This window comes from Cohnella sp. 56, from assembly GCF_037963805.1.
Classification (GTDB): domain Bacteria; phylum Bacillota; class Bacilli; order Paenibacillales; family Paenibacillaceae; genus Cohnella.
Genome location: NZ_JAZDQE010000023.1, coordinates 17,663 through 44,515, shown reverse-complemented (window position 1 = coordinate 44,515; position 26,853 = coordinate 17,663). Strand labels below are relative to the sequence as shown.

Here is a 26,853-nt window from a genome sequence, read left to right as displayed (position 1 = left end):
CTTCATGTACATCATAGTTTATGGTAGGATGAATGAAAATGGCGGATCGAGACACGTTTTGTACATTAGCGACTTTTAAATAAAAAAAGCATGAGGAGGAGCCGCTTTGCTGGCTGTAAATTTGGATTGGAATCCGCGCATCGCGTTGATGGGCTTCGTATCGTATAAAAATCCATGGATCCACTTCAAGCGGACTTCGGACGAGTATATTCTGTACGTCATTCTTAGCGGCGCGCTGTATATTGAAGAAAATGGGCACCGGTACAACCTGCAGCAGGGAGACGTGTTCATGCTTGAGCCCGGTCTCGAGCATGAAGGCTTCGAGATGCATGCCTGCGACTATTACTTCATTCACTTCAAGCATCCGGATATTTCATCGATCGTTGTGGACGATCTGCAGGCTATCGCCCACGCTTTCTTCCGGGAGGACCACGAGCCGGATGCAAAAAACAGATGCTGCTTCTCCAAGTACTTCAGCCTGCCGAACAAATCCGCCATGTCGCAAATTCTGGGCATATTAAACGAGATGCAGCAGCTTTACAGACGGAAAACCTACAACCAAGGCATGACCGCTCTCAAGCTGTCGGAGCTGTTCATCCGTCTGTCGCGCGAGAACATGTTGGCCGTGCTGCAGAAAAGTCGAAAACGACCGACGAAGTCGATCGTGATCGCTTATGAATTGCTGGATTATATTCATCAGCACTATCCGAGCAAATTGACCAGCGAACGAATCGAACGCGAATTCAAATGCAACTTTGACTATTTGAATCGAACGTTTAACAAGCTCGCCGGCTACTCCATCGCCTATTATATTAACAAAGTACGCATCGATCATTCCCGCGAGCTGCTTGAGACTACAAGGCTGAGCATCGGCGAGATTGCCCGGCTGGTCGGGTTCGCGGACGTCTATCATTTCAGTAAAGTATTCAAGAAATTCGCCGGCGTCGCGCCTACAGCTTATGGCAAAGAGCCGCAGGATGCCGATTTGAAATAAACCAATCGAACGCCTCGAATTTCACACCACTCCCGCAGTGTGCATATCGGGCCTCTTTTAGTCTTCTAGCATATTCAATCTTGTGATAGACCTCCGCATAGGAACTCTTAAGTTGTGCTCGCAACTTTTATTTTCTTCCTCGCTTCCTCAAGCTTCTTCATCTTCCGTTTTTACCGATGCCATGTCGGAGAACTACAGCCAAGTGCTTGAATTAATAGCTTTCGCTTCTGTACTTTCAATATCCCCTATGTTTATCATATTAGCTCCTTTAAATAAAATGAGGCCGTCCATATTCTGCCGGACGGCCCATGATGTATATAGAACTAATCTTTTTTAATTTTTCCGATCAGGACAACACTTTAATGTAATGAATCAACTTCCCCCACTCGCCTACCGCTTACTCCACCGTCACGCTCTTCGCCAAATTCCGCGGCTTATCCACGTCATGGCCGAGCGCCAGCGAGGCGTAGTACGACAGCAGCTGCAGCGGGATGACCGACAGAGCCGGCGTCAGCAGCGGCAGCGTGCGCGGGATGGCGAATTGGCGGTCGACGGACTTCGCCGACTCTGCCTCATGGCCCTCGTTCACGAGGCCGAGCACCTCGGCGCCGCGCGCCTTCACTTCCTTAATGTTGCTAACGGTCTTCTCGAACAGGTCCTCCTGCGTGAGCAGTGCGATGACGGGAACGCCGTCCTCGATCAGCGCCAGCGTGCCGTGCTTGAGCTCGCCTGCGGCATATGCTTCGGAGTGAATGTACGAGATCTCCTTGAGCTTGAGCGAGCCTTCGAGCGCGACGGCGTAGTCGATGCCGCGGCCGATGAAGAACAGGCTGCTCGACTTGGCGATCGACTCGGCGATGCCCTTGATCGTCTCGGCCTGGCCGAGGATACGCTCGACCTGCTCCGGCAGCGAATCCATCGCAGCCAGCACCCCCGCGATCTCGGACGCATCCTGCGTACCCAGCGTCTGGGCCATATACAAGCCGAGCAGGTAGAACGCGATCAGCATCGTCGAGTAAGCCTTGGTCGATGCAACGGCGATTTCTGGGCCTGCCAGCGTGATGATGACATCATCCGCCTCGCGCGCGACCGAGCTGCCGACGACGTTGGTGATCGCGAGCACGCGTGCGCCGCAGCGCTTGGCTTCGCGGAGCGCGGCCAGCGTATCGGCCGTCTCGCCGGACTGGCTCACGACGATGACGAGCGTGTCCTTGGTGATGATCGGCGAGCGGTAGCGATACTCGGACGCGACGTCCACCTCGACCGGAATGCGCGCCAGCCGCTCGATGACCGTCTTGCCGACCATGCCGGCATGCATCGCCGTACCGCATGCGACGATGTGCACGCGGCTCACCGCACGCAGCTGTTCGGCCGTGATCGACAGCTCGGGCAGCACGACCGAGCGTCCGTCCTCGCTGATGCGTCCGCGCATCGTGTCGCGGTACGCGCGCGGCTGCTCGTAGATCTCCTTCAGCATGAAGTGATCGTAGCCGCCCTTTTCCGCCGTCATCAGATCCCAGTTCACGCGGAAGACTTCCTTCGCGACCGGATTCCCTTCGACCGTCAGCAGCTCCACGCCATCGCGCGTGAGCACGGCCATCTCGCCGTCCTCGAGGATATAGATGTCCCGCGTATACTCGAGGATCGCCGGAATGTCCGAAGCGATGAACTTCTCGCCCTCGCCGACGCCGATGATGAGGGGGCTCGCATAGCGCACCGCCACCAGGCGGTCCGGCTCATGCTCCGTCAGCACGCCCAGCGCGAACGCGCCGCGCATCTTGCGGACGGCCTTCTGCACGGCCTTCACGATGTCGCCTTCGTACTCGACGGCGATAAGATGCGAGATGACCTCCGTATCCGTCTCCGACAGGAAGCGATGCCCCGCGAGCATCAACTCTTCCTTCAGCTCCAGGTAGTTCTCGATGATGCCGTTGTGCACGACCGAAAATTTGAGCGAGTTGTCCGTATGCGGATGCGAGTTCGCATCCGACGGCTTGCCGTGCGTCGCCCAGCGCGTATGCCCGATGCCGATCGTGCCGCACAACGGGTCGCCTGTCAGACGATTTTCCAGATTGACCAGACGTCCGACCGCCTTGGTCACTTCCAGACCGCGCTCCGTATGCACGGCGATGCCCGCCGAGTCGTAGCCACGGTATTCCAGCTTCTTGAGCCCTTCGATCAGGATCGGCTGGGACTCTCTGAATCCGATATAACCAACAATTCCGCACATATAATATATCCTCCGCTTCGGCCATCGTCCGACGATGTACCGGAGCCGGTCAGGCTGCCGCATGCCTATAGCAGACCGCGGACAACCAGAGGGTATGCCTGCATCGACCCGCAGCCGTCGCATTCGGCCCGAGACTCCCCGCAGGAGTCCGGACAGCCTGATGCGATCGGCCGGAGCCGCAGCACCCTATATCCACGACATGTCGAGGTCCCCGTGCTCCGGTTCGCCGGACATTCCGCTATAGTATGATTCCGTGTGATTCGCTTTATCGTGCCGGAATATTGTGCGCCCGGTTGCCCTGAGCGATTTGTCTTCCGGCTGACGGCCTCGATTGGGCCGGGAGGTCCCCGCCGATCATCCGAACACCTCCACCTCGTCAACTTGCCGCACGACCGCAGACAAGTTCTGGCGCTTGTGAAGCCCGATTAACCTCGACCCTGCCTTTCCTTCTTGAATGGCAATTCTCTCCGTTCGGCCTACGACAATCTACCCCATCATATTCGTTTTGAAAATACGGTGCAACCCCATTTGCGACATTTCCGCAAAAAGACGGTATTGCCCAGGAAATGACAACACCCGGCATCGTCGACACCGGGCGTCACTCATGCTGTCAATTAAACGAGCTCCGTGCGGATCACGGACGCGATCGACTCGACATGAGCCTCGATCTCCGCCTTGTCCGGCCCCTCGGCCATGACGCGAATAAGCGATTCCGTGCCGGATGGACGCACGAGAATGCGGCCATTGTCGCCCAGTGCCGACTCCGCCGCTTCGACGGCAGCCGCGATCGCAGCGTTGCCCTCATACTTCGACTTGTCGGCGACGCGTACATTGACGAGCACTTGCGGATATTTGCGCATCACCTGCTTGAGCTCACCGAGCTTCTTGCCCGAAGCGACAATCGTGTCGACCAGCTGCAGGCCCGTGAGGATGCCGTCTCCCGTCGTATTGTGGTCGAGGAAAATAACGTGGCCGGACTGCTCGCCGCCGAGGTTGTACCCGCCGCGCACCATCTCCTCCATGACGTAGCGGTCGCCCACGGCTGTCTTCGCCGTCGTCAGACCGAGCTTATCCGCCGCCTTGAAGAAGCCGATGTTCGCCATGACCGTCGTCACGACCGTGTCGTGCTTGAGCCGCCCGCGCCCGCGCAGCGCTTCGCCGCAGATGAGCAGCACATAATCGCCGTCGACCTCATCGCCGGACTCGTCGATGGCGATGAGGCGATCCGCATCGCCGTCGAAGGCAAGACCCAGGTCCGCGCCCAGCTCCCGCACCTTCGCCGCCAGCTTATCCGGATGCGTCGATCCGACGCCGTCGTTGATGTTGAGGCCGTTGGGCTCCGCGCCCATCGTGACGACCTCTGCGCCCAGCTCGCGGAAGATCGTCGGCGCCAGCTCGTAGGCCGCCCCGTGCGCGCAGTCCAGCACGACCTTGAGCCCTGCGAACGAATGCTTCACCGTCAGCTTCAGGTAATCGACATACATCCGCTTGAGCGCCAGATCCGTCGTCACCGTGCCCAGATCCTTGCCGACCGGGCGCGGCAGCGTATCCTCCTCGGCGTCCAGCAGCCGCTCGATCTCCGCTTCCTTCTCATCCAGCAGCTTGAACCCGTCGCCGCCAAAAAATTTAATGCCGTTATCCTGCACCGGATTGTGCGACGCCGAGATCATGACGCCCGCGTCGGCGCCCAGCGTACGCGTCAGATAAGCGACCGCCGGCGTGCTCACGACGCCGAGGCGGATGACGTCCGCGCCGATCGACAGCAGCCCCGCCGCCAGCGCATTTTCCAGCATCGCGCCCGATACGCGCGTGTCCATACCGATGATGACCTTCGGGCGCTGCGCGCCCCCTGCCAGCACATAGCCGCCGCAGCGGCCGATCTTATAAGCAAGCTCTGCGGTGAGCTCCAGGTTGGCTACGCCCCGCACGCCGTCCGTTCCGAAATATTTCCCCATAATGTCCGATTTGCTCCTTCATTTCTCGTTTCGTTGCCGTCGCGTACCGCCGCAGCGGTCCATAAGGCCGCCGTCACACAGGCCAGCAGCATGCCGGCCATCCACACGCAGCCCGCCGCAAGCCCGGCAGCGAGGCTCGGACCGCACTAACCGCCGTCCGCCTGCGGCGTAGCTGACCCGCTTGGCGTCGGCGAAGGCGACGGACTGCCCGTGCCCGTCGTGCCCTCAGCGTCCGGCGGCTCGCTGCCGCTCGGCTCGATCGCGCTGCCTGATGCCGCCTCGTCCGGCGTAGCGCCCGGCGGCGGCTCTGCCGCGATCGCGGTGATCTCCACCATGATCGCCGTCCGCCCGCCGCTCTGATCGACGAAGCGCGGCGAATTCACGTTGAGCGGGATCGAATACACGCCCGGGCCGCGCCCCGTCACATCCGCTTCGACGCTCACGTCTCCCGGCTGGAGCTTGTCGAGCACAGCCGGCGCACCCTTGAACGTAATATCCACTTGCCCGCTCGCCGGATCGGTGATCTTCATCTCCAATCCGCCGCCCAGTCCGCTCACCGTTACCGGCAGTCCCTGGATCGTCCGCGTCTGCGTGAGCACCACCTGCACGTCGACCGTGATCGTCGCCGGCGACACCTCGGTGATCTGCGATGCCTTGTTCAGCGGGATCTCCACCTTGCCCGACTTCGTCAGCGACGTCATATCGACATCGGCTTCGACGAAGTCGATCTTGTCGAGCTCCGCCTGCGGCCCGTAGATCGTCGCCTGCTCCACGCTCGGACTGAGTCCCGCGATGCTGAGCCCCGCAGGCAGCCGCCCGGTCAGCTTGAGCTGGATCGGCACCAGCTTGAACGGATTCGTGATCGGCACCTCGACCTCGAGCACGGCCGGATCGACTACGGCCTTCTCGATCGGCTTGTTGGAGCCGTCGTAGGCGACGAGCTTCACGCTCTTGTCCTTGAGCGTCTTGTCGGCGCCGTCGACGGAGATCGAAGCGCCGACATGATCGACGCGGTCCATCTCGCTGGCCGGCAGCGTCACATGGACGCGGTTCGTCGGACGCAGGATCGGCGTGCCCGCCTTGTAGCCTTCCTTGGGCGTGCCCGTAGGCGTGACCTGGACCTCGAATTCCTTGGTCTGCAGCTCCTCCACGACAACATTAACCGTCGCGGGTTCGATTCGAATCGTCTGAATGCTCCTCGGCAGATCCGTCCTCAGCGTTATCGTATGCGATCCGGCCCGGACGTTGCTCAGGTCCGCCTGGACGAGATAGCCGTCCCCCATCTTGGCGGCCAGCAGATCACTGGGCGTTCCCCGTACGATCAGCTTGACCTTGGCCGGGTCCACGCTTTTGAGTACATAGTTGTGCTCGTCCAGCCCTAGCACCTGAACCTTCACGTCGTTAAACGTGCGCGTCTCTTCGCCCGAAGCGACCGTATTCGGCGTGGAGTCCGGATCGAAGTGCACGATCGTCCACAGCAGGATGCCGAGCGCGAGCGACAGGATGCGCACGACATTGGGGCGGCTCAGCCACTTATCCATGACCGTCACCGTCCTTCCGCGTCCAGAACGGCCACTTGCGGCTCCAGCTCCGGCGCGCCTTTTTCGGCTTCGTCTGGCGCAGCTCGTCGAACAGCTTGGAGATCAACGATTCCTCCTTGATGTCCCGCACGATCTGCCCGTTCAGCGCGAGCGACACATGTCCCGTCTCCTCGGAGACGACGACGGAGATCGCGTCGCACACCTCGCTGATGCCGATCGCGGCGCGGTGCCGCGTGCCCAGCTCCTTGGAGATGAACGGATTCTCCGACAGCGGCAGATAGCAGCCAGCGGCCATAATCTCGCTCTCCCGCAGGATGACTGCGCCGTCGTGGAGCGGCGTGTTCGGGATGAAGATATTGATGAGCAGCTCGGAGCTGATGGCCGACTTCATCTTGATGCCGGTCTCGATATAATCGCCGAGTCCCGTCCTGCGTTCGAACACGATGAGCGCGCCGATCTTGCGCCGGGCCAGATACTGCACGGCCTTGATGACCTCGTTGATCGGATGGCTGATATCCTGCTCCTCCAGCGAGGAACGGCTGAACAGGGTGCCCCGTCCCAACTGCTCGAGCGCCCTGCGCAGCTCCGGCTGGAAGATGATCAGAATCGTCACGACTCCGAAAGGAAACAGCTGGTTCATCACCCATTTGAGCGTATAAAGGTTAAGCCAGGTGCTGAGCGCCCACGTGATGACGAGCAGCAGGATGCCCTTGAGCAGCTGCACCGCCTTCGTGCCGCGGACGAGCAGGATCATTCTGTATATCAGATAGCTGACGATGAGGATGTCGGCTGCGTCCTTGACCGCGCCCCACACCGTTATATTCTCGAAGTAATCCAAGACGCACCCCCCGTCTGGCGTCTCGATCGGTTTTCCCGAATCTTGTCAGATTGCGCTTAGGATATGTATATATTGTTTTCTATAAACGAACTTCTAAATCCTGTTTAGAATACAAAAAAACCTCCCCGATGTCCAGAGAGGCTATGCGTTCGCGCGGCCCGGGCCGGCCCGCGTCATGTCCCGTAGGCCACCGTGTCGAACCACGTCGTCAGCTTGTACCAGGCCCAATCGAGCGCCCGGTCTACCGTCTTCACCTTGCCTGCGATGTGCGCGGTCGACGCCAGCGTCACATTGCCGTCGATCACCGTCAGATTGCCCTCGACTTCGCCGAGCACCTCGGCTTCGCCGTTTTTGATCGTCAGGTCGCCCTCGACCTTCTGTCCGGCGGGCACGATGACCTTGTTGCCTTCGATCACGACATGCGACAGGTCGCCGCTCAGACTCAGCTGGTCGTCCTGATTCCACATCGCGACGAAGCTCGTCAGCATGACGACGAGGAAGATCGCCGCAGCCGAGGCCGCCGGATGCCGCTGTACCCAGGACGTCCAGGCCCGGGGACTGCGCTTCTTGGGCAGCGCGCTCATGATGGCGTCGGTCAGGTGGGACGGCGCAGCCGGCACCGGCTGGGCATATATCAGAGCTTCGGTCCGCTCGAGCGCCGAATAGCGCGCCTCGCAGGCCGAACATTCGCGGAGATGTTGCTGCAGCTGCACGGCTTCGTCCCGGGCCAGATCCCCGTCGAGATACGCATGCATCAACTTTGCGGCATCGTTGCACTTCATGATAGCCATCCCTTTCTGCACAGGAGAACATAGCGCCTCCATAGCGAATGCTTCTATACTGTACGCGTCCGCTTCGGGGCGGTTTCATAATTCGCTTAAAAATAGGCCGCGTCACTCGGGACACGCTCCGACCGCTCATATACGGCCCCCGGCTGTCCGTTACAGCTTGTGCTCGAGCTTCTTGCGCAGAAACTCCCGGCCCCGGTGGACCCGCGTCTTGATCGTCGTCACCGGCATGTCCATCACGTCCGAGATCTCCTGCAGCGACATATCCTGAAGATAACGCAGCACCATCACCGACTTGTACTTCACGGGCAGCGTATCGATCGCATCGCGAATGATCCGCTGCGTCTCCGACAGCAGCAACTCGCTCTCCGGCGTACGGTCGTCGCTCGGCAGCATCGCGTAGCCGTCGAGTCCCTCGTGCTCCGACGACTCCGCGTCCAGCGAGTAGATCGGGCGCCGCTTGCGCAGCCGGTCGATGCACAGATTGGTCGCGATCCGGTAGATCCACGTCGAGAACTTCTGATTCTCGTCGTACCGGTCCAGATTGCGGTAGACGCGCAGGAAGCACTCCTGTACGACGTCCTCCGCCTCCTGGCGGTTATTCATCATCCGGTAAGCCAGATGATACAGCTTGTCCTTGTACAACTCCACAATCTCCGCGAACGCGCGCTGATCCCCCTTGCGGGCGAGCTTCGCAAGTCGCGTCTCCATTGGCTTCAACGTGTCAACCCCACCTTCTTCGCCGGTCGCCCGGCCGTCCGCGCAGCGCTTGCCCGCGTACACGACAGCCCGCTGGCCGCCGCCTGGACTCGGCCGGGTCGGGAAGACCCTTCGCTTGAATGCGATCAAGAAAATGGTAATGCACATGTATCAAAAAAGCAAGAAGCACTCGCTGCCGGCCAGATTCGCAAAAAGAGCCCGGGCATCGCGCCCGGACTCTTCGCATGGTTATGGCAGCGTCTTCGATCAGCCCGTATTGCGCAGGCCGGCGGCAATGCCGTTGATCGTGAGGAGCACCTCGCGCAGCAGCTCCGTGTCGTCCTCGCCGCTCTCCCGGTGCTGTCTGAGCTCGGCCAGCAGCTGCACCTGCAAATAGCTGAGGGGATCGACGTACGGATTGCGCAGACGAATCGACTCCTGGATGACCGGCACATTGTCGAGGATCTCGTCCTGGCCGGTAATCTCCAGCAGCATCCGCTTGGTGCGGTCGTACTCTTCTTCGACGAGCGTGAAGATCCGCGTGCGGATCTCCTCGTCCTTGATCATGCCGGCATACTGCCGCGCGATCAGCAGATCCGCCTTGGCCAGCGCCATCTGCAGATTGTCGACGAGCGTCGCGAAGAACGAGTATTCCTTGTACATCCGGCGCAGCGTATCCAGCTTCATCGGATCGCCTGCGACGTACTGCTCGAACGCGGTGCCTGCGGCGTACCAGGCCGGCAGCAGATAGCGGCTCTGCGTCCAGGCGAACACCCACGGGATCGCGCGCAGGTCCTCGAAGCGCTCGCTGTTCTTGCGCTTGGACGGGCGGGAGCCGATGTTCAGCTCGCCGACCTCGGACAGCGGCGTCGATTCCTTGAAGAAGGTCATGAAGCCCGGATCGCGGAAGATCAGATCCTGATACTTGGTCTGCGCCGTCTCCGAGATGGACGGGAGAATCTCCTGCCACTGCGCGTCGTCTCCCGACTTATCCTTGGACGGATGCCGCGCCAGGTACGCCGCCTTGACGAGCGCGCTCGTCGCCTGCTCGAGGCTGCGGTAAGCGATGCCCTCCATCGAATAGCGGGACGTCAGCACCTCGCCCTGCTCGGTGATCTTGATGCCGGCGCCGATCGTATGCGGCGGCTGCGCGAGTATGCTGCGGTTCAGCGGCATGCCGCCGCGTCCGAGCGCTCCGCCCCGGCCATGGAAAAACTTGAGCTTCACGCCGTACTCGCTCGCCGTCTCGGTAATGCCGTTGAGCGCGAGGCGCAGCTCCCAGTTCGCCGTCACCATGCCGCCGTCCTTGTTGCTGTCGGAGTAGCCGAGCATGATCTCGTGCATATCTCCGCGCGCCCTGACCGCTTCGCGGTATACCGGCAGCTCGAACAGCGTCTTCATGATGGACGGCGCCGCATGCAGGTCGTCGATCGTCTCGAACAACGGCGCGGACTGCAGCGTACAGACGACGTTGCCGTCCGGCGTACGGCGGAACAATCCCGCTTCCTTGGCGAACACCATGACCTCGAGCAGGTCGCTCGCGCCCCGCGTCATGCTGATGAGGTACGTCGTGATGCAGCCTTCGCCGAATTCCTCCTGCGCGCGATAGATCGTGCGGTACACGTTGAGGCATTCCTTCGTGCCCTCGCTCAGCGCAGCATTCTCGTGGAGCAGCGGACGGGAGTCGGACAGCAAGCGGTGCAGCAGCTCGATCTTCTCTTCCTCGCTCAGCGCGGCGTAGCGATCGGTGACGCCGGCCTGGGCCAGCACCTCGGACATCGCGTTCTCGTGCTCCTGGGAGTGCTGGCGCACGTCCAGCGCAGCCAGATAGAAGCCGAACAGCTCGACTTGCCGAATCAGCTTCTTCACGTACGTATCGGCCACGAAGTCGGCATAATGATGCCGCAGGCTGCGGTCGATCAGCTGCAGGTCGGCGATGAACTCCGACACCTGGTGGTAGCGCTGCGCAGTTCCCTTGTACTTGTCCTCGCGCATGTTCTGCAGCTTCTGGATCATATAGGTAATCTTGATGCGGTAAGGCTCGTGATCGTTGGTCCAGCGGTCGACGGAGTGCAGCTCGACGGTATCGCGCTCCTCGGCGATCGACTCGAGCAGCTCCGGCTTCACCTCGACGATCGTCGTGCTGAAGCTCATCTTGCGCATGAGCCCCTTCAGCAGCGTCTCGTACTTGTGGATGACCAGGTTGCGCTGCATATTGAGCGTGCGCCAGGTCACGTCCGCGGTCACGGACGGGTTGCCGTCGCGGTCGCCGCCGATCCAGGTGCCGAAGCGCAGGTAGGTCGGCACATGCCACTTTTGCTCGGGATAGTACTTCGCCAGACAGCGCTCCAGTTCGTCGTAGACGTCCGGCAGCACATTGAACAGCGTCTCGTGGAAAAAGTACATGCCGTTGCGCACTTCGTCGATGACGGTGGGCTTGCGGTCGCGCAGCTCGTCGGTCTGCCAGAGGGTGAGCACCTCGTTGCGAAGCTGCTCCCGCAGACGCTCGCGCTCGCGGTAGGTGAGAGACGGGTTGTCGAGCTCCATCATCTCATTGGCGATGCGCTTGTGCACATCCAGGACGGCCCGGCGCATCGCCTCCGTCGGGTGTGCGGTCATGACCAGCTCGAGGGAGATGCCGGACAGCAGCTCCTGCACCTCGTCCAGCGGCAGGTTCTTGTCCTTGAGCTCCACAATCGCGCTCTCGATGGAGCCCGGCTGGACCGCCTCGCCCGCGGAGCGCTCGTAGTCGCGCTTGCGGCGGATGCGGTGGTTCTGTTCGGCGATATTCACGAGCTGGAAGTAAATCGCGAACGCGCGGATTACCTGGTGGCGCACGCCCGGCTCCAGTCCGGTAATCGTATTGACGAATTCCTCGTACAGCTCGGGCACGAATTCGGCGCGCAGCGCCTTGCTCGTCTCCCGGATCTTCTCAACGTGGTCGAGCAGCTCGCGGCCGCCCTGATGCACCAGCACTTCGCCCAAGATGTTGCCCAGGAATCGCACGTCCCGGCGCAGCAAATGGTTGGTCGAGGAGCGGCTGGCCGTAGCCATTTCTGTCATCCCATTCACCTCAAAATCATGACTTGCAACGCTAAACAATCTTCAAACATCATACTACAAATGACTTATAAAATCTGCCCCTCCATATCCGCCCCGCTAAAAATAGTTGTACACAGATCGGGTTGCACGGAAACAGGGCGCCGGACGTCCACGAAGCGAATGATGCCTCCTGCCGCACAACCGGACAGGCTTCGCGCTATCCCCATCACTCAGGGCCGTGTACAATATGGATATATGAACCAAAGGAGCGAACCGAATGTCCACTTCTCCCTCATCGCCTTCATCCGAGCGGCACCCCTCCGAGCCGAATCACGACGAGATCTACCGCAGCGAGGCCGCGCGCTACGACAGGCTGATCGCCGCCCAGCCGGAGCTCGGCGCGCGCATGAATTCGGTCCGCCCGCTTGCCGGGCTCGACGTCGTCGATCTCGGCGCCGGCAGCGGCCGCCTGACGGTGCCGCTCGCAGCGGCGGCGCGCAGCGTGCTCGCGGTCGACCGTTCGCCCGCCATGCTGGAGATCGCGGCAGGCAGACTGACGGCCGACGGCCGCAGCAACTGGCGGACCGCCGTCGGCACCCACCTGTGCATCCCCGCCGCGGATGCCAGCGCCGACCTGCTCGTCTCCGGCTGGAGCATCGCCTACTCGGCCGGCGCGGAGACCGATCCCGACGGCTCGGCGCTCGCCGCCATCCTGGCCGAGATTCGCCGCGTGCTGCGTCCTGGCGGCACAGCCATTATATTCGAGACGATGGGCACCGGGTTCGCCCGGCCGAATCCGCCCGCTTTTTTGCTTCCATATTATAGTGCGCTCGAGCAGGTCCACGGCTTCGCCCATGAGTGCTTCCCGTTCGACTACACGTTCGCGGACGCCGCCGAGGCGGAGAGCCTGTCCCGTTTCTTCTTCGGCGACGAGACGGGGGACAAGGTCGCCGCGAGCGGTTCGCGGACCATCCCGGAGTTTGCCGGCATGTGGCACCGCGTCTACGAATAAAGCCGGACCTGCGCGATTAACCGAATAGAACACAAAAACGGGATGCGGCAGATCAAGAATCTGCCACATCCCGTTTGACATGCTGTGCGCTACTTCGCTTCCTTGATGATGCCGAAGTACCGGCCCATCCAATAAGGAAGCGTGAATACGGCGGACGTGTCCATGCTGCCGCGATAATAATCGTAGTTCGGGTTCGCGGCATACGGCGCATCGAACTGGGCGAACGGATTGTTGTTGTTCTTGATGATCTTCCGTTCGTCCGGCGCGAGCGCATAGTTCGTCTGCTTGAACTTGTCGCGGTCGCCCGGCTCGATGTAGAGGACGTCCTGACGGTCGTACTGGGCGGCGAATTCGATCCGGTACAGCGGCATGCGGTACAGGAAGCGGACAGCCGACGTCAGATCGACGGTCGTATCCTCCGGATGCGCCATCTGGTACAGGAACGTGTAGAACGGATTTTCCTCGCGCTTCTCGTTCTCGTACCACTGGTCATAGGCCGCTACGATCTGCGCCTTCCGCGCCGGGTCCTCTTCTTGCAGAATCAATTCGTAGACCGGGAACCAGCCGAGCTCTTCGTCCGAGTAGTTGATATACTGCGTCCAGTCGCCGTGCAGGGTTGCGTTGATGTTGGAGTCGTCCTCGCGGTCGCCCGTGTAGCCCGGCGCTTCATACGTAACGGGACTGTTGTTGTTGATGCCGTAGGCGTTGTTCGCCTGGCGCACGAGCCTGCGCTCCTGATAGTCCAGCGCCATATTGATGTAGCCCTTGCCGTTGACGAACGGCTCTTCCTTGCTGTAATCGCCGTCGTACACGAGATCGTAGGCCGCCTTGAACTTGGCCTGATCCTGCGGGTACGCCTCTGCGGTCACCGTGATCGCCGTCTTGAGCATGGACATGATCTCGAGCGCGTTCAGCGGACCGTCCTCATAGCCATAGGACAGTGCGTCGTCGCCGTTCTCGTCCACGCCGATATGCTGCGTCCACAGCGCCTGCTTTTCCATGACGGACAGACTGTCGTTGAAGTACTTGGACAGCCATCTCGACCATTGGGTCGACTTGCCCGTCGCGTCCTCGATGTAATAATGATCGTCCTTCAGAATGAGATTCGTCATCCGGTCGGCCGCCTCGGCGGTCAGACGCTTGAACTCGGCCAGCTCCGGATCGGACGTATCGTCGCACAGATATCGGTAGGCGGTGAAAAAGAGTGCGTAATGTCCGTCGACTTCATCCGAGGAGGTATCGGCTTTGTACACAATTTGATTCTGGTCGATATAACCGTCGCTGCCGATGGCGCTGGCCGGGAACAGATCGTTGAAGAAGGTCGGGATCCGCTCGTAGACCGGCACGGTCAGCTGGAACAGCGGCTTGTTCGAAGCCGTCGTCGTCTTGTCTTCCGCAGCGTTCGCATTGTTCGTCTTGGCGGTGATGACGGGCAGCACCTGATAGACGTTTTTGGCGACGGAGGTCTTGATATCGATGCCGAGCTTCTGCCCGTCCGGACGGGTCGCATTCAGCGCGTCGATCGCCTCCTGGCTCAGACCGAAGCCATTGTAGTTCATGACGTCCGAGCCGCCGGACGGGAACAATGTGTCGCCCTTCTTGCTCTCGGCGTCCTTGGTGACACGCACGAGGCCGTAGCCGATCGGCGTCTTGCCTGCCTGCCGCATGCTCGGTATGATCGGATTCGGGTTAACGGCATTGTCGCCGACCATCGTATGGAACCAGAGGCCGTTCTGGCTCTGGAAGCCGTAGTCGGTGCCGTCCGTCGTCTTGGCGAGACCCTCGCTGGTCAGCATGTAGGAGCGGGCGGGGAAACCGTTGCCGCGGCCGGACACGTAGTCCAGCAGGAGCACCGCCTTGGAAGCGCGGAGCGCGTCCGCCTTCGCGGCTGCGATATCCGCTTGCTGCTGCGCCGTCGGGCTCGAACCCGCTTCGTCCTTCAGCGTGCGGTAGCGGAAAATCTCGCCGATCGCGTACATCGTCGTCCACAGGCCGTCATTGTCGCTCGTCGCCGGCGAACCCGTGAAGGTGCCTGTCGGAGAGCTGTAGTCCACGCTCGTATTGGCGCTGTCCGAGAAAGTGAACGAGGCGCCCGAAGCCATGCCGCGGCGGTCGTTGACGGCCTTGACGAGCTTCTCGTAGACGGAAGTCCGCTCGAGCATCGTCATTTTGGGCATTGCGATATGCGTGACGCCGCTTGCATTTCTAACCCATACGCCGCCCGCTCCGTCGGAAGCGAGCGCCTGCACGCGATCGTCGCCGCCGTAGAGATACCGTGGACCCGCGAAGTATTGAACGATGTCCCGCGCGTCGGATTCCGTGAAGTCCACGCGCTGCAAGCCCGTCTCCGTGCCGATCCAGTAGACGTTGTCCTTGTCCTTGAACGCCGCGGTGACATCGCCTGTCACGGCGCCGGGCAGGAACGGAATGTCCGTGGCGGTCGTCCATTCGATCGAAGCGGGAATGGAAGCATCGTCTTTCTTAAAATAGGTGACGTTTTTCGTCGCTGCGGACTGGAGCTGAACCGGTGCGAACTTCGCTCCCGGGAGCGCGACGTTCGCGCTTGCGGACGGGACGGCGATCGCGGCGGCCAGCGTCGCGGTCAGCGCGCCCGTCATCCATTTGCTAAGCTGTTTATTCGCCATGGGGCACCTTCCTTATTTTTGAATGTGGGACACGCCGGTCCCGGTGATTGCATAGACGCCCGTCTTGCCGTCCGAGATCAGGAGAAGCACCTTGTCGTCCTTCAGATCGCCGCTTGCCAGCGTATAAGACGTCATCTCGTTGTCCGTGAGGCGGACGCGCGTCACACCGGCATTCGTCCCGAGCCATAGGAACTTACGGGACGCATCCAGCACAGAAGTATTGACGCCGCGGAGCGAAGCGAAGATCGAAGGCTTCACGTTAAAGGAAGAATTAACGAAGGTCGTTGCGTTCGTGAAGTTCGGCATCGCGGTCGCCTTGTTGGCTACGCTCGGCTTGTAGCTCGGGTCCTGCAAGAACGCGATATACTGCTTCACCTGCACCTCGGCCGTCGTGCTGCCCAGCTTGGCGGACGCTTCCGCGTAGCTGTACAGCTTCGTGCTCAGATCCGTTTCGCCGCCGTTGTTGCCGCCATTGTTGCCACCGTTCTCGCCGCCGTTGTTGCCACCATTGTTGCCGCCATTCTCACCGCCGTTGTTGCCACCGTTGTTGCCGCCATTCTCACCGCCGTTATTGCCACCGTTATTGCCACCATTGTTGCCGCCGTTCTCACCGCCGTTATTGCCGCCATTCTCACCACCGTTGTTGCCACCATTGTTGCCGCCGTTCTCACCGCCGTTGTTGCCACCATTGTTGCCGCCATTCTCACCACCGTTGTTGCCACCATTGTTGCCGCCATTCTCACCGCCGTTATTGCCACTGTTGTTGCCATTGTTATTGCCGTTGTTATTGCCGTTGCTTCCCGTCGTATTGCCCGTGCCGCCGCCCGATTTGGTCTCGCCGGCGACTTGGGCGCTCGACGCATTCAGCGTCAGCAGCAGCGGCGCCTTGGCCAGCACGACGCCTTCCGCATTGATGACCGCCGTCGTGATCTGCCCGTCGCCAGTCACCTGTACAGGGCCGTTAGCCGTGAACGTATCCAGTTGGAAACCCGACGCGAGCTCGATCTTCGCGTTCTTCAAGCCGGAGACTGCCGTAAACTTCGAGATATGACCCGCCCCGCCCTGGAACGACTGGCCCGAAGCGAATGTCAGCTCCGTCGCGTCGCCCTTCCAGTGCACCGTGTCCGATGGCTTCGCCTTGATCGTGACGAGGCCGATCGGCTGCTTGGACCCGTTGTCCAGCTCGCCGCCCGATGCGAACTCGACGCTCGCGATGTTCGTATCGCCCTCGAGCTTGACCCGGATCTCGCCGCTTGCCTTGTCCACGACAAGACGCGCCGCCTTCGTATTCTTCAGCACGACCGTATGCGCGCCGCCGCCAAGCACGTAGACCGTGCCGCCGACGTTCGAGCCTTCGATCGCCACTTCGCCGTCGCCGACGCCCGGTGCGATGTACAGGCTGCCCGTCAGGTTCAAGCCCGACAGCTTCGCTCCCGGCTTGTTCACGGTCAGGTTGCCGCCGGACACGCCCTCGTGCGCGGCGCCGTCGGCGATCAGCGTCCCCATCGCCCCATTCAGCATTTTGACCGCTTCGGCGCGGGTCAGACTTTTCTTGGGCTGGAACTCGCCCGCAGGCGTCCCCGTTATGTAGCCCGCTTCCTGCAGCGCATGTACCGCATCCTTCGCCCAGGCGGCGATCTGGCCTTCGTCGGAGAATGCGCCGGCCGACGAAGCCGCGCCCAGATGCAGCGCCCGGCCCAGCATGACGGCCGCCTGCTCGCGGGTCACGTTGGCCAGCGGCGTCGCGTTGCCCGCCGCATCGCCCTGCATGATACCCGCCGCCGCGACCTTCGCGATATCCGCCGCATACCAGGCCTGCGCCGGCACGTCAGCGAATGACGCCGCACCGCCGGCTTCGTATCCGTATATGCGGTTCAGCATCGCGGCCAGCTCGGCCCGCGTCACGGCTCCGTTCGGCCGGATGAGCCCGTTCTGATCGCCTTTCAGCAGCCCAAGTCCCTGCCATGTCTGAATCTCGGCCGATGCCCAGGCCGGTATCGTCTCCGCCGACGTCGCGGCATACGCGCCCGCGCCTTGTCCGAGCGCCATCAGCGCCGACGCCGACAGCAGCGCTGTGCCTTGCTTCCACCTTTTGCCCATTTGAGAGCCTCCTCGGTTGATTGTTTGAACTACGCTGATGCTTCTAGATCCCTTCGCCTTGCTCCCCCGCCCGCTCCGACGCCGCGCCGCCGGCCGATCAGCCCCTCTCGGGCGCCAGCTCGCCGGCGGCCTCACGATCGAGGACAACCGTCGCATCCGGATGCAGCTGCAGCAGCGACGCCGGACAGTCCGTGCCGATCGGCCCCTCGAGCGCCCGGGCGACGATCGCCGCCTTGGCCGCGCCCGTGGCCAGCAGCACGATGGACCTGGCTTGCATAATCCGCCCCGCGCTCATCGTCAGCGCGTATTCGGGCACCGTCTCTCCTGCGCCGAAAAACCTGGCGTTGGCCTGACGGGTCGATTCGTCCAGCCGCACGACATGCGTGCCGCCCGGAGCGGGAGCGAAGCCCGGCTCGTTGAAGCCGATATGGCCGTTCAGCCCGATGCCGAGCAGCTGCAGGTCCGCCGGTCCGTAATGGCGGTAGAGCGCATCGTACAATCTGCAGGCGACTGCGGCATCCGCCACGCCCCCGTCGGGCAGATGCGTCCGCTCCGGCGGCAGGTTAACGTGGTCGAACAGATGCTGCCTCATATAAGCGGCATAGCTCTGCGGATGGTCGGGCGCCAGTCCCGCATACTCGTCCAGATTGAACGTCCGCGCCCGGCCGAGATCCGCTTCCCCCGCCCGATGCGCCGCGACCAGCGCCCGGTAGACGCCGACCGGCGTCCCGCCGGTCGCCAGCCCCAGCACACTGTCCGGTTTGCGCCGCAGCTGCTCTGCGAATAGCGCCGCGACATGCCGCTCCGCCGCTGCGGCAGACGGCAGCACCTTGACGCACACCCCCTGCACGAACCGTCCTTCGGCCACGTCCGCCGCATTCGCCGCCGCCCTCACGGCACCAGGGCCGCGAATTGCGGCAGGTAGGCTGCGTTCGCCTCCAGAATATCGGCGAGCACCGCCTTCGCCAGCGCGGCGTCGCCGACGAGCGGGTGCACCGTGAGCGCCTGCAGCGCGGCATGGCGGTCGCCGCGCACGGCTGCTTCGATCGTCAATTCCTCGTACGACTTGACGAGCTGCAGCAGCCCGCGAATTTGCGGAGACAGCGGCGCGGCGAGCTGCAGCGGATGTGCGCCGTCCGCCTTGATCACGCAGTTGACCTCGATCGAGGCGTCGTCGGGCAGGCAGGAGATGATGCCGCCGTTTCTCACATTGACGACCTGGATGTCGCCCTTGTCCGTGTAGATCGACTTCATGAGCCGCACCGCAGCCTCGGAGTAGTAGGCGCCGCCTCTTTTCTCCAGCTGCTTCGGCTTCTCCGTCACCTCGGGACGGCGATAGATGTCGAACAGCTCGGCCTCGACCGCCTTGACCTCGTCCGCGCGGGTTCTGCCCGTGCGCTCGAAGTCGGCCGCCAGCTCGGCCAGCATTTCGTTTTTCATATAGTAGTAGCGGTGATACGAGCACGGCAGCGCGCCGAGCGAGGTGATGAATGCCGCGTCCCACTCCAGATCGGGGACGTTTTTGACCGTCAGCCCTTTGCCCGAGCCGAGCGTCTTCAAGAACGCATCCGTGATATCCTCGCCGTCCAGCAGCACCCGTGTCGTCCAGTGCAGATGATTGATGCCCGCCATCTCGATGAACACCCGCTCCGGCTCCACGCCGTACAGCGCCGCGATCTGCATCTTGGTGTCGATCGGGAGATTGCACAGCCCGACGGTCCTGATGCGCGAGTGCTTGAGCACCGCCTCCGTGACGAGCCCCGCCGGATTGGTGAAGTTGACGAGGAAGGCGTCCGGCGCCAGCTCCTCCATGTCCCGGCAGATGTCCAGGATGACCGGCACGGTCCGCAGCGCCTTGGCGAAGCCGCCCGCGCCCGTCGTCTCCTGCCCGATCAGGCCATGCGACAGCGGGATTTTCTCGTCGAGCGATCTCGCCTCGAGCATGCCGACCCTCAGCTGCGTCGTGACGAAGTCCGCTCCGGCGATCGCCTCCCGGCGGTCCAGCGTCGTGCGCAGCGCGATCTCCTTGCCGCTGCGATCGATCATGCGGCGGGCCAGATCGGCTACGATCGCCAGCTTTTCCGCACCCGCCTCGATGTCCGCCAGCACGAGCTCCCGAACCGGGAATTCGTCGTGGTACCGCAAAATGCCGTCGATCAGTTCAGGTGTATAGGAGGAGCCGCCTCCGATGACGGCCACCTTCAGATGTTGTCTGGTCATACAATTACGCTCCTTCATGTTGCTGACTTGCTTCCCGCGGCCGCTGCCGCTGCCGGCTTATTCCTTGACGCCGCCGGCCGACAGGCCGCTCACGATATAACGGTAGAGCACGAGCGAGATGATGACCGGCGGCAGCGAGGCGACGACGCCTCCGGCCGTCATGAGGCCCCAGTCGATGCTGTGCTTGCCGATGAACTCCCGCACGACGATCGGCAGCGTCTTCGAAGCGACGGTCTGGGTGAATGCATTGGCGTATATGAATTCGTCCCAGCAGTTGAGGAACGTGAAGATCGCGGTCGCCGCGATGCCGGGCATCGCCAGCGGTACGAGGATGCGCACCATCGTGCCGAGCCTGCCGCAGCCGTCGATGTATGCGGCCTCCTCCAGCTCCCGCGACACGCTCTGCAGATAGCCCGACAGCAGCCAGGCCGCATACGGCAGGGAAAAGGAAAGATTGGCGGCGATCAGCGCCGCATTCGTATCGAGCAGCGGCGGCGTATGCCAGCCGATGCCGGTGAACGGGATGCTGAAGTCGATGCCGTCCCGCATCATGACGTACAGCGGGACGATGATGCTGATCGACGGCAGCAGCTGCATCGCCAGAATGATGAACAGCAGCGTGACGCGCAGCGGGAACTTGAGTCTGGCCAGCGCATAGCCGCCCAGCGTGCCGACGACGATCGTCAGCACCGTCGTGAGCGCGCTCACAGTGAAGCTGTTGCGGAGCGCGTGGAAGAAATCGCTGCCGACCGTACCTGCCAGCAGATGCCTGTAGTTGAGCCAGGTCGGCGCATGCGGCAGCAGATGTCCGGACAGCAGATCGCGGGTCAAGCTGAGCGAGCTGGTCAGCAGGTAGACGAACGGTCCCATCGTGAACAGCGTCAGCAAGGCGATGCCCAGCCACAGGTAGAACGGCGGCATCAGATCGCCGTCGAGGGGCCTGGTGAACCAGCGCCGGATGCCGGCGCCGCGGTTAGTCGATTCCATACGTTGCTCGGCTCCTTAAAGGTGAGAATCTTGGTTGCGCTTCAGCAGCACCATGTAGACGATGACGAGGATCAGGATGAGCAGCGTGGATACCCAGGCCATCGCCGACGCCTTGCCGAGATAGAAGTAGCGGAAGGCATAGTTGTACGTCAGATACGAGGTCGAAGTCTTCGCGTCGCCCGTGAATACCGTGAGGATGTCGTACACCCGGTATGCCCCGATGATGCGCAGGATGACCGCGACGATCGCCGTAGGCAGCAGCTGCGGCACGGTAATATGCCGAAGCTTTTTCCAGAAGCCCGCCCCGTCGATCACGGCCGCCTCGTACAGCGAATGCGGAATGTGCTGCAAGCCTGCCAGCAGCAGCAGCGTCATGAACGGCGTCATCTTCCAGATGTCCGCGATCGCCGAGAACGTGACGACCTTGGTCGAGCTGGACAGCCAGAGCGGGTTGGACGAATCCGGCAGCAGATGCAGATTGTGCAGCACGACTGTCAGCGCGCCGTAGCCCGGCTGGTAGATCCAGTTCCACAGCAGGCCGCTGACGAGCGTCAGCATCGCCCACGGGATCATGATCATCCCTCTGAATAGCAGCCGGCCCTTGAACGCGTGGTTCAGCAGCAGCGCCGCGAAAAACCCGATCGCCAGCTCGGCCGCGACGGAGAATACCGTGAAGTACACGGTGTTCCCCATCGACGTCCAGAAGTCTTGCAGCTTGAAGATGTCGGCATAGTTGCCAAGGCCCACGGGCTTCGGGTCCGAGCCGTCCATCAGGTTGTACTTGTAGAGACTCCACACGGAGGATTGGAAGATCGGCACGATAAAGATGCGGAACAAAATGTAAATGGTCGGCACCAGCAGCACATAGGCCAGCAGCGCATCGTGTCGCATGGCGGGCGTGAATTTCGCTCGTTTTCTCTTGGGTGCCGCGTTCGGCTCAGCCACTCCTGCTCCCCCTTGCTATTTGGCCGCGCGCTGTATCGCCTGGTCGATCTTGGCGGCCGCGTCGTCCAGCGCCTGCTGCGGCGTTTTGTTTTTCACGAGCGCATTGTAGATCTCGTTGGATTGAATGTCGGCCCACTCGACATAGCCCGGCGCATTCGGACGATTGGAGCCGTACTGGAACTGCTCGACGATCTTGCCCAGCGTCTCCGTCGTATCCGCGGCGATCATGTCAGGGTCCTCGTACAGGCTCTTCAGCGACGGATAGATGCCCATTTCCTTGAAGTTATCCAGCTGGAAGCCCTTCTCTCCGATCCACTTGACGAACTCCAGCGCGGCCTGCTTGTTTTTGCTGCTCTGCATGATGCCGATGCCTTCCGAGCCGGAGACGGCGGTCGACTTGACAGCTCCCTGTCCCGGAATCAGGCCGACATCGGTCTGTCCGACCACCTGCGACATTTCCGCATTGTTCAGGTCCGGATACATGCCCTCCCAGTTGATCATCATCGCGATCTTGCCTGCGGAGAAGGCGTTCTTCACGTCGTCCTCCGTCCATTGCAGGCTGGAGGGATCGACCGTCTTGTCGGTATGCAGCAGATCCGTCATATAGGTGAGCGCCTGTACGGCTTCGGACGAATTGACGTGCAGCTTGCCTTGGTCGTCCAGCAGCTCGCCGCCGAACGCCGCGACGATCGTATCGAAGTCGATGTTGAGCGACTCCGCCTGCTTCCAGGACCAAGCCGATCCGTAGACGCCGTTTTTGGTCAGCTTCTTGGACATCTCGCGGAATTCGTCCCATGTCTTCGGCGGTGCATTGTAGCCCGCGTCGGCGAGCAGTTTTTTGTTCCAGTACAGATGCTTGCTGCTCGAGTAATAAGGAATGGCGAGCACGTGGCCGTTGTAGATGACCGAATCGACCGAGGATTGCGTGTAGTTCGCGAGCGTCTCCTTGGGCATGACGTTCGTCAAGTCCGCCGCGATCTTGCCTTCGTAGAACTGACCGCCCCAGATCGTATCCATCTCGATAATGTCAATGTCGGAGGAGCTGGACAGCGAGGCCGTCGTGATCTTGCCGAACAGCGAGTTGTAATCGACGCCCATGAAGTTCACTTCAATGCCCGTTTCTTCAGTAAACTTTTTCGCCATTTGAGCGACGCGTCCGTCGGTATCGACCATCAGCACCGTAATTTTCTTGCCCTTCTGCGAGCCGTCTCCGAGCTTGGACCAATCCATCTCTGCCTGAGCGCCGGCGGAGGCCGACGAAGTGGACGGCGACGCGTCCGATTTGGCGGACGGCGTCACGCCGCAGGCCGACAGCATCGCTGCGGATAAGAGAACCGGTGCGGCCCATTTGGGCCAGGAATGTTTGTTTAGCAAAACGTATGACCTCCCTGTCTGAAATTCGTTGCGGATAATACGATGACATGCCTGTTTTTGGCAACGCTTTCTTTTGTTCGTAGCTCTACTGTCAGCGGAAGCGCCCTCCCGATCTTGCTTGCTGCGGCATCCGCCGCGCGCTGCGCAAACAATCATCGGATGTTCTTCCAACCTTTGCACCGCCAGTTAATTCGTACCTTCGTTATCCCCTCGTCTCTAAATGGTAATAATGAATTAAGTACATGTTATTATTTGTTATTACCTTTGTCAATCACCTAAAAAATTTTTGTGTGCATTGGACAGTTATCAAAGATAGCAAGCGTTGTCTTTATAATAAAATCGAGAAAAACATAGCGAAAATACACGGATAACAGGATTCGATTCACAAATATGACGAATACATTTATAATGATGAATGTTGGCAGTTGCACTTAGTGGAGGTAATTTGTAATGACAAAGAAACAACATAATCCCCTTTACGCGATGCTGAAGGAGAAGCTGCTGCTTCAAATTCAATCCGAGGAGTACAAGGTGGGGGATCGATTGCCAACGGAGTCGGAGCTGTGCGATCAGTACCAAGTGAGCCGCACGACCGTACGATACGCGCTTCAGGAGCTGGAGAGGGAAGGCATCCTCGAGCGAATCCAGGGGAGCGGGACCTTCGTCAAACGCAAGGAGCTGCAGCTGCTCGCGACGCGAAGCTTTTCCGAGGATATCAGCGCCCAGGGCAAAAAGCCGAGCAACAAGGTGCTCGAGGCGGTCGTCGTACCCGCGGACTCGCCGCTGGCCGGCGTGCTCGGCATCCCGCTCGAATCGCCTGTCACCAAGCTCGTGCGCCTGCGGTACGCCGACAGCGAACCGCTCATCTACGAGACCTCCTATATTCCCTGGAGCCTCGCTCCCGGTCTGGCGCTCAATCACGACGAGGGCTCCCTGTTCTCGCTCATCCAGACCCGCTACCAGCTGCACATTCATCGTTCCGTCGAGAAGCTGAAGCCCGTGCTCGCGGACAAGCAGGCCGCCAAGCTGCTGAACATCCCCGAGGGCTCGCCCTGCTTCGAGGTACAGACCATCACCTATCTGACGGACAACACGCCGCTCGAATACAACTACGGCATCTTCCGCGGGGACTTCCCCAACTTCACAATCGAGCGGTTCTACTGAAGCCGGGCGGCCGGAGCCATATAGAGACGCAGTTCAGGTAGCGCTGCGTTCCCCTGGACGCGGCATTTCTCCTCTCGCGAGGAGCAGCCGCGCCCGGTCCGGTAACGGCCGGGCATGGAAAAACAAAAAAATCCGCCATGCGGCGGATATCGGATTCGTTATGGAGCGGAAAACGGGATTCGAACCCGCGACCTTCTCGTTGGCAACGAGATGCTCTACCACTGAGCTATTTCCGCATATGTAGTCAAAATAAAAAGCCTTGATGGCAAGGCTGATGCTTGCAGGTGATGTTGGAGCGGGTGATGGGAATCGAACCCACGCCATCAGCTTGGAAGGCTGAGGTTCTACCATTGAACTACACCCGCGCAACAAATGGTCGGGACGACACGATTCGAACATGCGACCCCCTGGTCCCAAACCAGGTGCTCTACCAAGCTGAGCTACGTCCCGTTATGAATAAAAAGTGGCGCGCCCTGAGAGATTCGAACTCCCGGCCTTCAGATTCGTAGTCTGACGCTCTATCCAGCTGAGCTAAGGGCGCATATCATGGAGCGGAAAACGGGATTCGAACCCGCGACCTTCTCGTTGGCAACGAGATGCTCTACCACTGAGCTATTTCCGCGTAAGTACGGTGTGCTTGGGGAATTTGCTGCGGTCACTCGCAACCCTTACCTCCAAAAGCGACTTTTTTATAATAGCAATTTTCGGGACAGATTGCAAGCTGTTTTTTGATTTTTTTTAAATTGTCGTTGCGGCACGCCATAAGTAGGCTTAAAGCGTCGTTCCGACGGGCTCCATCCCTCCCTGCGTCCTCCAATCCGTCGCCTGCGATATCGCGGACCACCAGCTTGGAAGGCTGATGGTCCGCGCCGCAATATCAAGCTGCATCGTGCCGCTCAGGCCTCAAGCGCATAGCGGATCGTCAGGCTGCCGGAAGGCAATGCCCGCACGAAGGCGAGCGTCTGCTTGCCGGCCTTCAGGCTGATGTTGCCGCCGCCGATCGCGGCGATGGCGTCGTCGAAGCGCTGGCGGGGCAAGGTCACGCCTGCGGAGCGCAGCAAGGCGTAGCCCGCGCCGACCAGTGAGGCATCGGCCGCATCGACGATCAGCACCTCCCCCGACACCGCGTCCGTGCGCGTCAGCACCGCTCCGGTCCCTTTGCCGTCCGGATGCGGCACCTTGTACCCGTTGTCCGTCGATTCCAGGGTCAGACCGAGCGAGGAGATTTGCGCGGCCAGCTCCTGCTTCAATATGGCGGCCGTATCCGCGGCGGTTCCCGGATCGGCCGGACGTTCGTCGTTATTGTTGCCGGTTCCGTTGCCGTTGCCTCCGTTGTTGTTGCCTCCGTTGTTGTTGCCTCCGTTGCCATTGCCGCCGGTATTACCGTTGCCACCGGTATTGCTATTACCGCCTGTATTGCTGTTGCCGCCGGTATTACCTGTGCCCGAGCTGGTATCGCCAGTGCCGGTACCCGTGCCGCCAGTGCCGGTACCCGTGCCGCCAGTGCCGGTACCCGTGCCGCCAGTGCCGGTGCCGGTTGCTCCGCCCTGCGAGCTGCCGCCGTTCTGCGCTGGATCGAGCGACTCGGCGTAGAGCACGACCTGGCGGACGAACGAGACCGCCTCCGCCCGCGTCAGCGTATCGCCGGCCGCATAGCCCTTCACAGTCGGAGCCGTCTTGCCCTTGGAGATGCCGCTGTCCAGCAAAAATTGAATGGCGGCCGTCTCGCCGCCCGACTGCTTGCCCGCATACGCCGCGATCAGCATCGCGGCGCGCCCCCGCTTGAGCGGGATCGTCCGCTCCCGCTCCGCCTGCGCGACCGGCATGCCGTACTCGGCCGCTTTGACATAATAGGGCGCGTACCACTTGTCGCCCGCGGCAGGCGTGCCGACCTTGGCCTCGGACGCGCGCAGCAGCATCGCCACGAATTCGGCTTCGGATACACGGGCCGCGGGCTTGAAGGTGCCGTCGCCATACCCCTTCACGATGCCCGAGGCGACCGCCCAGCGGATCGTCGTGTCGTACCAGGCGCCCGCCTTCACGTCGCTGAACTGGCTGCCGCCGTCTGCGGCCGCCTGTCCCGGCGCAGCAGCGCCCGCACTCCCGCTCGCGGACGCGCTCGCCGCGCCGCCAGCCGCCAGCGCCTGCCCGGCCGGCCACAGCAGCCCGCCGCCGGCCGCGCCCAGCGCCAGCGCGGCCGCGAGCGCCAGCGGCGCGAGCCGCCCGGCATAGCGACGGCCGCCCCGCACACCTGCCCCCTGCGCGCCGCCGTCACCTATCTGCGTGCCTTTGCTCTCTCCCCGCATGCCCATCTCCCTC

18 protein-coding genes and 5 tRNA genes are annotated in these 26,853 nt (G+C 61.4%); 3 read left to right on the top strand and 20 right to left on the bottom strand.

The genetic code is table 11. The features are described 5' to 3' along the window. Window positions 1-106 precede the first annotated feature (106 nt). The gene (locus tag VQ071_RS26825; RefSeq protein WP_340517611.1) at window positions 107-994 is read left to right on the top strand and encodes an AraC family transcriptional regulator; all 888 of its coding nucleotides are present in this window, start codon (window positions 107-109) and stop codon (window positions 992-994) included. A gap of 397 nt (window positions 995-1,391) precedes the next feature. Here the strand turns inward: VQ071_RS26825 and glmS are convergent, their stop codons facing one another. From glmS to ppc, 7 genes are all read right to left on the bottom strand, one after another. After that, window positions 1,392-3,224, bottom strand: a complete 1,833-nt coding sequence (gene glmS / locus VQ071_RS26820) for a glutamine--fructose-6-phosphate transaminase (isomerizing) (RefSeq protein ID WP_340517610.1) — start codon at window positions 3,222-3,224, stop codon at window positions 1,392-1,394. A 614-nt stretch (window positions 3,225-3,838) separates the two neighbouring features. Next, window positions 3,839-5,179 (bottom strand): phosphoglucosamine mutase, encoded by a 1,341-nt coding sequence (glmM, locus tag VQ071_RS26815; protein WP_340517609.1) that lies wholly within the window; start codon window positions 5,177-5,179, stop codon window positions 3,839-3,841. 146 nt (window positions 5,180-5,325) lie between these two features. Beyond that, window positions 5,326-6,720: a CdaR family protein gene (locus tag VQ071_RS26810; protein ID WP_340517607.1), complete on the bottom strand. Its 1,395-nt coding sequence runs from the start codon at window positions 6,718-6,720 to the stop codon at window positions 5,326-5,328. After that, complete coding sequence (gene cdaA / locus VQ071_RS26805; RefSeq protein ID WP_340517605.1) at window positions 6,713-7,558, bottom strand: diadenylate cyclase CdaA; 846 nt, start codon at window positions 7,556-7,558, stop codon at window positions 6,713-6,715. The genes VQ071_RS26810 and cdaA overlap by 8 nt, the downstream gene beginning before the upstream one ends. Window positions 7,559-7,731: 173 nt before the next feature. Then, window positions 7,732-8,340: a zf-HC2 domain-containing protein gene (locus VQ071_RS26800; protein ID WP_340517603.1), complete on the bottom strand. Its 609-nt coding sequence runs from the start codon at window positions 8,338-8,340 to the stop codon at window positions 7,732-7,734. A gap of 159 nt (window positions 8,341-8,499) precedes the next feature. Continuing rightward, on the bottom strand, window positions 8,500-9,057 hold the full coding sequence (sigW, locus tag VQ071_RS26795) for an RNA polymerase sigma factor SigW (protein ID WP_340517661.1): 558 nt from the start codon (window positions 9,055-9,057) through the stop codon (window positions 8,500-8,502). A gap of 255 nt (window positions 9,058-9,312) precedes the next feature. Next, window positions 9,313-12,108: a phosphoenolpyruvate carboxylase gene (gene ppc, locus VQ071_RS26790; RefSeq protein WP_340517601.1), complete on the bottom strand. Its 2,796-nt coding sequence runs from the start codon at window positions 12,106-12,108 to the stop codon at window positions 9,313-9,315. A gap of 256 nt (window positions 12,109-12,364) precedes the next feature. On the opposite strand from ppc, the gene VQ071_RS26785 reads away from it, so the two are divergent. Then, window positions 12,365-13,099, top strand: a complete 735-nt coding sequence (locus VQ071_RS26785) for a class I SAM-dependent methyltransferase (RefSeq protein WP_340517599.1) — start codon at window positions 12,365-12,367, stop codon at window positions 13,097-13,099. Between the two features lie 89 nt (window positions 13,100-13,188). Here the strand turns inward: VQ071_RS26785 and VQ071_RS26780 are convergent, their stop codons facing one another. From VQ071_RS26780 to VQ071_RS26750, 7 genes are all read right to left on the bottom strand, one after another. Then, on the bottom strand, window positions 13,189-15,744 hold the full coding sequence (locus VQ071_RS26780; RefSeq protein ID WP_340517598.1) for a hypothetical protein: 2,556 nt from the start codon (window positions 15,742-15,744) through the stop codon (window positions 13,189-13,191). A 12-nt stretch (window positions 15,745-15,756) separates the two neighbouring features. Next, window positions 15,757-17,844, bottom strand: a complete 2,088-nt coding sequence (locus tag VQ071_RS26775) for an S-layer homology domain-containing protein (RefSeq protein WP_340517597.1) — start codon at window positions 17,842-17,844, stop codon at window positions 15,757-15,759. Window positions 17,845-17,941: 97 nt separating this feature from the next. Next, window positions 17,942-18,739, bottom strand: coding sequence for a glucosamine-6-phosphate deaminase (nagB, locus tag VQ071_RS26770; protein ID WP_340517595.1), 798 nt, complete (start codon window positions 18,737-18,739; stop codon window positions 17,942-17,944). Then, window positions 18,736-20,064, bottom strand: a complete 1,329-nt coding sequence (locus tag VQ071_RS26765) for a 6-phospho-beta-glucosidase (RefSeq protein ID WP_340517593.1) — start codon at window positions 20,062-20,064, stop codon at window positions 18,736-18,738. Before VQ071_RS26765 ends, nagB begins: the two co-directional genes overlap by 4 nt. 57 nt (window positions 20,065-20,121) lie before the next feature. Continuing rightward, window positions 20,122-21,051 (bottom strand): carbohydrate ABC transporter permease, encoded by a 930-nt coding sequence (locus tag VQ071_RS26760; protein ID WP_340517592.1) that lies wholly within the window; start codon window positions 21,049-21,051, stop codon window positions 20,122-20,124. 15 nt (window positions 21,052-21,066) lie between these two features. Further along, on the bottom strand, window positions 21,067-21,996 hold the full coding sequence (locus tag VQ071_RS26755) for a carbohydrate ABC transporter permease (protein WP_340517591.1): 930 nt from the start codon (window positions 21,994-21,996) through the stop codon (window positions 21,067-21,069). A 15-nt stretch (window positions 21,997-22,011) separates the two neighbouring features. Further along, complete coding sequence (locus tag VQ071_RS26750; protein WP_340517589.1) at window positions 22,012-23,370, bottom strand: ABC transporter substrate-binding protein; 1,359 nt, start codon at window positions 23,368-23,370, stop codon at window positions 22,012-22,014. Between the two features lie 450 nt (window positions 23,371-23,820). Between VQ071_RS26750 and VQ071_RS26745 the strand changes: the two genes are divergently transcribed. Next, entirely contained in the window at window positions 23,821-24,534 is a 714-nt protein-coding gene (locus VQ071_RS26745) for a GntR family transcriptional regulator (protein ID WP_340517586.1), read from the top strand. Between the two features lie 161 nt (window positions 24,535-24,695). Here VQ071_RS26745 and VQ071_RS26740 read toward each other — a convergent pair. The 6 genes from VQ071_RS26740 to VQ071_RS26715 form a co-directional block, all read right to left on the bottom strand. Next, window positions 24,696-24,770, bottom strand: a tRNA-Gly gene (locus tag VQ071_RS26740). 55 nt (window positions 24,771-24,825) lie between these two features. Further along, window positions 24,826-24,899, bottom strand: a tRNA-Gly gene (locus VQ071_RS26735). 8 nt (window positions 24,900-24,907) lie between these two features. Continuing rightward, a tRNA-Pro gene (locus VQ071_RS26730) sits at window positions 24,908-24,984 on the bottom strand. Between the two features lie 14 nt (window positions 24,985-24,998). After that, window positions 24,999-25,075 (bottom strand) — tRNA-Arg (locus VQ071_RS26725). Between the two features lie 6 nt (window positions 25,076-25,081). Continuing rightward, window positions 25,082-25,156 (bottom strand) — tRNA-Gly (locus VQ071_RS26720). 274 nt (window positions 25,157-25,430) lie between these two features. Continuing rightward, window positions 25,431-26,846: an S-layer homology domain-containing protein gene (locus tag VQ071_RS26715; protein ID WP_340517584.1), complete on the bottom strand. Its 1,416-nt coding sequence runs from the start codon at window positions 26,844-26,846 to the stop codon at window positions 25,431-25,433. Window positions 26,847-26,853 lie beyond the last annotated feature (7 nt).

What these genes read in the sequence shown, in the direction of transcription:
- glmM (WP_340517609.1), bottom strand. Translation starts at nt 5,179, where the DNA reads ATGGGGAAATATTTCGGAACGGACGGCGTGCGGGGCGTAGCCAACCTG.
- VQ071_RS26780 (WP_340517598.1), bottom strand. Translation starts at nt 15,744, where the DNA reads ATGGCGAATAAACAGCTTAGCAAATGGATGACGGGCGCGCTGACCGCG.
- VQ071_RS26760 (WP_340517592.1), bottom strand. Translation starts at nt 21,051, where the DNA reads ATGGAATCGACTAACCGCGGCGCCGGCATCCGGCGCTGGTTCACCAGG.
- VQ071_RS26745 (WP_340517586.1), top strand. Translation starts at nt 23,821, where the DNA reads ATGACAAAGAAACAACATAATCCCCTTTACGCGATGCTGAAGGAGAAG.
- VQ071_RS26715 (WP_340517584.1), bottom strand. Translation starts at nt 26,846, where the DNA reads ATGGGCATGCGGGGAGAGAGCAAAGGCACGCAGATAGGTGACGGCGGC.
- glmS (WP_340517610.1), bottom strand. Translation starts at nt 3,224, where the DNA reads ATGTGCGGAATTGTTGGTTATATCGGATTCAGAGAGTCCCAGCCGATC.
- ppc (WP_340517601.1), bottom strand. Translation starts at nt 12,108, where the DNA reads ATGACAGAAATGGCTACGGCCAGCCGCTCCTCGACCAACCATTTGCTG.
- sigW (WP_340517661.1), bottom strand. Translation starts at nt 9,057, where the DNA reads ATGGAGACGCGACTTGCGAAGCTCGCCCGCAAGGGGGATCAGCGCGCG.
- VQ071_RS26800 (WP_340517603.1), bottom strand. Translation starts at nt 8,340, where the DNA reads ATGAAGTGCAACGATGCCGCAAAGTTGATGCATGCGTATCTCGACGGG.
- VQ071_RS26765 (WP_340517593.1), bottom strand. Translation starts at nt 20,064, where the DNA reads ATGACCAGACAACATCTGAAGGTGGCCGTCATCGGAGGCGGCTCCTCC.
- VQ071_RS26775 (WP_340517597.1), bottom strand. Translation starts at nt 17,844, where the DNA reads ATGGGCAAAAGGTGGAAGCAAGGCACAGCGCTGCTGTCGGCGTCGGCG.
- VQ071_RS26810 (WP_340517607.1), bottom strand. Translation starts at nt 6,720, where the DNA reads ATGGATAAGTGGCTGAGCCGCCCCAATGTCGTGCGCATCCTGTCGCTC.
- VQ071_RS26785 (WP_340517599.1), top strand. Translation starts at nt 12,365, where the DNA reads ATGTCCACTTCTCCCTCATCGCCTTCATCCGAGCGGCACCCCTCCGAG.